This is a genomic window from Rhodococcus sp. P4_F3_2, from assembly GCF_056401335.1.
Window position 1 is genome coordinate 1 of the sequence record NZ_JBFUJN010000293.1, and the last position, 372, is coordinate 372.

The window sequence follows — 372 nt, forward strand, 5'->3', positions numbered from 1 at the left end:
GTGTTCGGCGGGTGTCCTACTCTCCCACACCCTGTCGAGTGCAGTACCATCGGCGCTGAAGGGCTTAGCTTCCGGGTTCGGAATGGGACCGGGCGTTTCCCCTTCGCTATGACCGCCGTAACTCTATGAAACTGTCACAGTAACCAACCTGTGATCCAGATCCTCCACACACCCACCACCCGTSAATATCAAGGGGTGATCGATGATGGATGATCGAAATCAAGGTATCTGTGTGTTGTTTCAGATACCGCACAGTGGACGCGTAGCTTCTTTGTGGTAAGTCCTCGGCCTATTAGTACCAGTCACCTGCATGCATTACTGCACTTCCAGTTCTGGCCTATCAACCCGGTGGTCTGCCGGGGGCCTTACCCC

General features: G+C 54.7%; 2 rRNA genes. Both read right to left on the reverse strand.

The window, feature by feature from the left end:
- Positions 1–2: 2 nt before the first annotated feature.
- A 5S ribosomal RNA gene (gene rrf, locus AC1DWA_RS33805) occupies positions 3–120 on the reverse strand.
- A 152-nt stretch (positions 121–272) separates the two neighbouring features.
- Positions 273–372, reverse strand: a 23S ribosomal RNA gene (locus AC1DWA_RS33810); the annotation flags it as partial.